Annotated in this window: 7 protein-coding genes and 1 tRNA gene; 6 read left to right on the top strand and 2 right to left on the bottom strand. The window is 71.9% G+C overall.

Annotated features, from left to right (window positions below):
- Positions 1–726 (bottom strand): hypothetical protein (locus tag VOI19_RS12770; protein ID WP_323793340.1); only part of this gene is annotated, 726 nt, incomplete at its 3' end.
- 155 nt (positions 727–881) lie between these two features.
- On the opposite strand from VOI19_RS12770, the gene VOI19_RS12765 reads away from it, so the two are divergent.
- Genes VOI19_RS12765 through VOI19_RS12755 form a run of 3 tightly spaced genes read left to right on the top strand, consistent with a single transcriptional unit; the run spans position 882 to position 3,726 of the window.
- Positions 882–2,009, top strand: a complete 1,128-nt coding sequence (locus VOI19_RS12765; protein ID WP_323793339.1) for an NAD(P) transhydrogenase subunit alpha — start codon at positions 882–884, stop codon at positions 2,007–2,009.
- Positions 2,006–2,305, top strand: a complete 300-nt coding sequence (locus VOI19_RS12760) for an NAD(P) transhydrogenase subunit alpha (RefSeq protein WP_323793338.1) — start codon at positions 2,006–2,008, stop codon at positions 2,303–2,305. The genes VOI19_RS12765 and VOI19_RS12760 overlap by 4 nt, the downstream gene beginning before the upstream one ends.
- Positions 2,305–3,726, top strand: a complete 1,422-nt coding sequence (locus tag VOI19_RS12755; protein ID WP_323793337.1) for an NAD(P)(+) transhydrogenase (Re/Si-specific) subunit beta — start codon at positions 2,305–2,307, stop codon at positions 3,724–3,726. The genes VOI19_RS12760 and VOI19_RS12755 overlap by 1 nt, the downstream gene beginning before the upstream one ends.
- 9 nt (positions 3,727–3,735) lie before the next feature.
- On the opposite strand, the gene upp is transcribed toward VOI19_RS12755, so the two are convergent.
- Positions 3,736–4,377 carry a uracil phosphoribosyltransferase gene (gene upp / locus VOI19_RS12750; protein ID WP_323793336.1) on the bottom strand — a complete coding sequence of 214 codons (642 nt, stop codon included), beginning with the start codon at positions 4,375–4,377 and terminating at the stop codon, positions 3,736–3,738.
- 103 nt (positions 4,378–4,480) lie between these two features.
- Between upp and VOI19_RS12745 the strand changes: the two genes are divergently transcribed.
- The 3 genes from VOI19_RS12745 to VOI19_RS12735 all read left to right on the top strand — a co-directional run bounded on the left by VOI19_RS12745 (position 4,481) and on the right by VOI19_RS12735 (position 5,603).
- The gene (locus VOI19_RS12745; RefSeq protein ID WP_323793335.1) at positions 4,481–4,969 is read left to right on the top strand and encodes a tRNA adenosine deaminase-associated protein; all 489 of its coding nucleotides are present in this window, start codon (positions 4,481–4,483) and stop codon (positions 4,967–4,969) included.
- Between the two features lie 26 nt (positions 4,970–4,995).
- Complete coding sequence (gene tadA, locus VOI19_RS12740; protein WP_323793341.1) at positions 4,996–5,436, top strand: tRNA adenosine(34) deaminase TadA; 441 nt, start codon at positions 4,996–4,998, stop codon at positions 5,434–5,436.
- Positions 5,437–5,513: 77 nt separating this feature from the next.
- Positions 5,514–5,603, top strand: a tRNA-Ser gene (locus tag VOI19_RS12735).
- Positions 5,604–5,730: the final 127 nt, after the last annotated feature.

Below are 5,730 nucleotides of genomic sequence, written 5' to 3'. Positions count from 1 at the left end.
GTCGCGGAGCAGTACGGCGGCCCGCGCGACGTCGCCGTGCAGCACCATCAGCCCCGCGAGGTCGGTGTCGATCCGGGCAGCGAGGCGCCGGGACCCGTCGGGCTCGAGCAGGGCGCGGGCCTCCTCGAGCCGCTCGACCGCGCGACCGTCGGCCGCGATGGTCGCCAGGGTCCGCAGGGCCCGGGCCGCGCTGTGGCGGTCGTGACGCTCGACCGCGAGGGCGTGCTCCTCCAGGACGAGGTCGCCGGCCACCAGGCGGCGTCCGCAGCGCACCAGTGACAGGGCGGCCCCCACGCGCCACGGGACGTCGACCTCGACCGGATGCTCGGGGTGGGCCGCGAAGGTCTCCGACGCCAGGGCCGTGCCCGAGGCGAGGTAGAGCTGGAGGGAGCGCTCGTGGGCGCCGCGGGCCGACGCCACCTCGGCTCGGGCGTGCAGCGCGACCGCTGCGCCGGGGCCCACGACCAGGTCGCGCAGCTGCTCGACCCAGTCGACGGCGCTCGCCGACTCGCCCCGGGCGATCAGGCACTCGACACGGAGCGCGTCGAGCCAGGCGCGGTCGTAGCGGTCGAGGCGCGGGCCCATCCCCGCGAGGTCGGCGCGGTGGAGGGCATTCAGCGCGTCGTAGGCGGTGCGGATCCGGCCGTCCCTCACCCACACCCTCAGCTGCTGCAGCGAAGGGTCGAGCTGCGTGGAGGTCCCGAGAGTCTCGGGGGCGGCGGCCATACCTCCAATGTAGGAAGTCCGGCACGCCACGTCTGGCGATTGCGTCAACGCACGTGGACCCGCATGACCGGGGATCCGGCCGCAAATCGCGGTCCGTCGGCCCGGGAGCACGTGTGACCCGGGTCTCAGCGTCTAGGTTTCGGAGGGTGAGAGTCGTGGTCCCCCGAGAGACGCAGGCCGGCGAGACCCGGGTCGCGCTGGTGCCGGAGCTGGTGGAGCGCCTGATCGCGCTCGGGCACGAGGTCGTGGTGCAGCCCGGGGCCGGGCGCGGTGCGCAGGTCGCCGACGAGGAGTACGCCGCCGCGGGGGCGTCGCTCGACGCCGACCCGTTCGGCACGGCCGACCTCGTCGTCTCGGTGCAGCCCCTCGATCCGGGCACGGTGCGGCTGCTGCCCCGGGGGTCGACGACCGTGTCGTTCCTGCCGGTCGGTGCGGAGTCGCCGTACCTCTCTCTGGTGGCCGACCTGCGCGACGTCGGCGTCACCAGCCTGGCGATGGAGCTGGTGCCCCGCATCTCGCGCGCGCAGTCGATGGATGCGTTGTCGTCGCAGTCGCTCGTCAGCGGCTACCGCTGCGCCATCGTCGCGGCCGGACTCCTACGACGCTTCTTCCCGCTCAACATGACGGCTGCCGGGACCGTTCCTCCTGCCGAGGTCCTGGTGCTGGGCGCCGGCGTGGCGGGGCTCCAGGCGATCGCGACCGCGAAGCGGCTCGGCGCCGTCGTGCGGGCCTACGACGTCCGGCCCTCCTCGGCGGAGGAGATCGCCTCGGTGGGCGCCAAGCCCGTCGACCTCGACCTCGAGGCGCTGGACGGCGCGGGAGGCTATGCCCGCGAGATGACCGAGGAGCGCGCCGCGCGCCAGCGCGAGCTGCTGGCGCCGTACGTCGCCGCGGCCGACGCCCTGATCACCACCGCGGCCGTGCCCGGTCGTCGAGCGCCGCTGCTGGTGACCGCCGAGATGGTGGCCGCGATGAAGCCCGGCTCGGTGGTCGTCGACCTCGCCGCGGAGTCCGGCGGCAACGTCGAGGGCTCCCTGCCCGGCGAGGTCGTGCGCATCGGCAGCGCCCAGGTCTGGGGCGGCGCCAACGTGCCGGCCCAGATGCCCGGGCCGGCCTCGCGGCTCTACGCCCACAACGTCGTCAGCCTGATCGAGCTGCTCACCCACGACGGTGCGCTGCACCTCGACCTCGACGACGAGATCCTGGCCGGCGCGTGCGTGACGCACGACGGGCTGATCCGCCACGAGGCCACCCGGATCGCTCTCGAGGGGAGCCCCGCATGAGCAACGACATCACCTGGTTGACCTTCTTCGTGCTCAGCGTGTTCGTGGGGATCGAGGTGATCTCGAAGGTCTCCTCCACGCTCCACACGCCGTTGATGTCGGGCGCCAACGCCATCCACGGCGTCATCCTGCTCGGGGCCGTGCTCGTGGCCGGTGACGCCGAGGGCTTCGCGCTGGTGGTGGCTCTGGTCGCGATCGTGCTCGCCGCCGTCAACATGGTCGGTGGCTTCCTCGTGACCGACCGGATGCTGCAGATGTTCTCCCGCAAGCCCGCCCGGCGTGAGGTGCAGCGCTGATGACGTCGACGTCCGACCTCGTCGAGGCCTCCGAGCTCGCGCTGCCCACCTGGGCGCAGCTGGTCTTCCTGCTCTGCGCCGTCGGCTTCATCCTCGCCCTCAAGGGGCTCTCCGGACCTCGGACGGCGCGGGTCGGCAACCTGATCGGCGCCGGCGCCGCCGTCGTGGCCTGTGCGCTGCCGTTCTTCTACGCCGACCTGCAGAACGTCGTGTGGATCCTGCTCGCCATCGCGGTCGGTACGGCGATCGGCACGGTGGGTGCGCAGCGGGTGCAGATGACCCAGATGCCTCAGCTCGTGGCGCTGTTCAACGGTGTCGGCGGTGGTGCCGCCGCGCTGGTGGCACTGCTCGAGCTGCAGCACTTCACCGAGCGCGGTGCGGAGGTCCCGGTGGCCTACCTGGTCGCCACCGGCTTCACGGTGCTCGTCGGCTCGGTCTCGTTCGCAGGCTCCGTGGTGACCTTCGCCAAGCTCCAGGAGCTGATGACCTCGCGCCCGGTCGTCTTCCCAGGGCTGCCCTTCGCCTTCGGCGGCGCGTTCGTGGCGGCGCTGGTCGTCGCCGGGGTGATCGTCGGTGAGCCGGTGATGTGGGCCGGTGTCGTGCTCGGCGTCCTCGGCCTCGTGGTCGGCGTCCTGCTGGTGCTGCCCGTGGGCGGGGCCGACGTGCCGATCGTGATCTCGTTGCTCAACGCCTTCACCGGCCTGACCGTGGCTGCCGGTGGCTACGTCCTGCAGAACACCGTGCTCCTCGTGGCCGGCACCCTCGTCGGTGCCTCGGGCACGTTCCTGACGCTGCTGATGGCCGGGGCGATGGGTCGCTCGGTGCCCAACATCCTCTTCGGCGCGCTCAAGGGCGGCTCCACGCTTGGCGCCGGAGAGGCCTCCGACCGCCCGGTCCGCAGCGTTGGTCCGGCCGACGTCGCGATCCTGCTGGCCTACGCCGAGCGGGTCATCGTCGTGCCCGGCTACGGCCTGGCCGTGGCCCAGGCGCAGCACACGCTGCGTGAGCTGGTCGACCTGCTCGTCGCGCGGGGCGTACGTGTCGACTACGCGATCCACCCGGTCGCGGGCCGGATGCCCGGCCACATGAACGTCCTGCTCGCCGAGGCCCAGGTGCCCTACGAGCAGCTCGTCGAGATGGACGACATCAACTCCGAGTTCAAGCAGACAGACGTCGTGCTCGTGGTCGGCGCCAACGACGTCGTCAATCCCGCGGCGCGCACCACGCCGTCCGCCCCGATCTACGGGATGCCGATCCTCGACGTCGACCAGGCGCGGCAGGTGGTCTTCATGAAGCGCTCGATGCGTCCGGGCTTCGCCGGCATCGAGAACGAGCTGCTCTTCGACCCCCGCACCACGCTGCTCTTCGGCGACGCGAAGGACTCGATGGGCAAGCTGCTCGCGGCCGTGAAGGGCCTCTGAACCTGCGGCCTAGTGCGCCAGGCCGTAGAGCCGGTCGCCGGCGTCGCCGAGCCCGGGCACGATGTAGCCCTTGTCGTTGAGGCGCTCGTCCATCGCGGCGGTCACGATCGTGACCGGGACGTCGATGCCGTCAAGACCCTTCTCGAGGGCCTCGACGCCCTCGGGCGCGCAGAGCAGGGTGATGCACGTGATGTGGTCGGCGCCGCGGTCGACGAGGAAACGGATCGCAGCGGCGAGGGTGCCGCCCGTCGCGAGCATCGGGTCGAGCACGTAGCACTGGCGCCCGGACAGGTCGTCGGGCAGCCGCTCGGCGTACGTCGAGGCCTCGAGGGTCTCCTCGTTGCGCACCATGCCGAGAAAGCCGACCTCGGCGGTGGGCAGCAGGCGCACCATGCCGTCGAGCATGCCGAGGCCGGCGCGCAGGATCGGGACGACGAGCGGCTTGGGCGTGGCCAGCTTGGTGCCGGTGGTGGGCGCAACCGGCGTCTCGATCTCGTCGGGGACGACGCGTACGTCGCGGGTGGCCTCGTAGGCCAGCAGGGTCACGAGCTCGTCGGCGAGGCGACGGAACGTGGGGGAGTCGGTGCGGACGTCCCTCAAGACCGTGAGCTTGTGGGCGACGAGCGGGTGGTCGATCACGAGCGTGCGCATGGCGCGACTGTAGTGCCCGGCGCGCTCCACGACCGAGTCGTCCTCGGGCGGCGGGCGATGAATGGGGGTTGGCGGTGACCCTCCGGCGTGCGACTCTTGGCGCATGGCCGAGCAGATCGACTCCGTCGACTTCGCCCTGGCTGCCTACCGCGATGCCGGCGAGTGGCAGGTCCAGGAGCTCGCGCACGACCTCGTGGCGGACGTCGCCACCCTGACCCACGCGCTGCGTCGCTTCTCCGGTGAGGGAGGCGCGGTCGGTCTGGTCGCCGTCGACGAGGACTTCTTCCTCATCGTGCGGGTCTCCGGCTCGCAGGTCAGGCTGCTGCTGTCCGACATCACCGCCGCCGACGAGTGGGAGCTCGCGATGTCCGTGGTCACCCACCTCGGTCTGCCGCTTCCCGAGGACGACGACGAGCAGGCTGCCGCCGGCGACCTCGACCACATCGGCGACCTCGGCGTCCACGCGATGGACCTCGCGGTCCTGCTCGACGAGGACGCTGACCTCTATCCCGACGAGCAGCTCTCCGACGTCGCCCGCCGACTCGGCTTCGGCGAGCTCTTCGACGACGCGATCGGCCCCACCTCCGCGTGAGCCTCCAGCACCGCTGGGCCGCGCCGATGCGCTTGGCCCTCGACGAGGCGCGCGCCGCCCTCGCGACCGACGACGTCCCGATCGGGGCCGTCGTCCTCGACCCGGACGGCGCGGTGATCGGTCGGGGCCGCAACGTGCGCGAGGCCGAGCACGACCCGACCGGGCACGCCGAGGTGGTCGCCCTGCGCGAGGCCGCCCGGCACCGGGGCGAGTGGCGCCTTGAGGGCTGCACCCTCGTGGTCACCCTCGAGCCCTGCACGATGTGCGCCGGCGCGGCCGTGCTCTCCCGTGTCGCGCGGGTCGTCTTCGCCGCGCACGACGACAAGGCCGGCGCTGTCGGGTCGCTGTGGGACGTCGTCCGCGACCGTCGGCTCAACCACCGCCCCGAGGTGGTCTCGGGCGTGCTGGCCGACGAGGCCACGGCGCTCCTCGACGACTTCTTCGACGAGCGACGCCGTACGACCTGAGGGCCCGAGGGTGGCATCGAGCCGACGCGGTGGGGCTGATTTCAGTACCTCGCCCCACCTCCGGTAACCTTCCCGGCGGTGGCGTGTCCGAGCGGCCGAAGGTGCAACACTCGAAATGTTGTGTGGGGTCAAACCCACCGTGGGTTCAAATCCCACCGCCACCGCCACGTGATGTCGCAAGACGTCTTCAAGCCCTGATCCTCAGTGTGAGGGTCCGGGCTTCGTGCTTTCTCTGGCGCCTCTGGGCGGAGGAATCCCCGGATCTCCGGGGATTCCTGACGTTCTCAGGGAGTG

It is taken from the genome of Nocardioides sp., from assembly GCF_034670285.1.
Classification (GTDB): domain Bacteria; phylum Actinomycetota; class Actinomycetes; order Propionibacteriales; family Nocardioidaceae; genus Nocardioides.
Note: the sequence above shows the minus strand (reverse complement) of the source record. Positions and strands in the feature narration are given on the sequence as shown.

Bases quoted from the DNA above. Each gene is read 5' to 3' on its own strand.
- VOI19_RS12760 (WP_323793338.1), top strand. From the start codon at position 2,006: ATGAGCAACGACATCACCTGGTTGACCTTCTTCGTGCTCAGCGTGTTC.
- VOI19_RS12755 (WP_323793337.1), top strand. From the start codon at position 2,305: ATGACGTCGACGTCCGACCTCGTCGAGGCCTCCGAGCTCGCGCTGCCC.
- upp (WP_323793336.1), bottom strand. From the start codon at position 4,377: ATGCGCACGCTCGTGATCGACCACCCGCTCGTCGCCCACAAGCTCACG.
- VOI19_RS12745 (WP_323793335.1), top strand. From the start codon at position 4,481: ATGGCCGAGCAGATCGACTCCGTCGACTTCGCCCTGGCTGCCTACCGC.
- tadA (WP_323793341.1), top strand. From the start codon at position 4,996: ATGCGCTTGGCCCTCGACGAGGCGCGCGCCGCCCTCGCGACCGACGAC.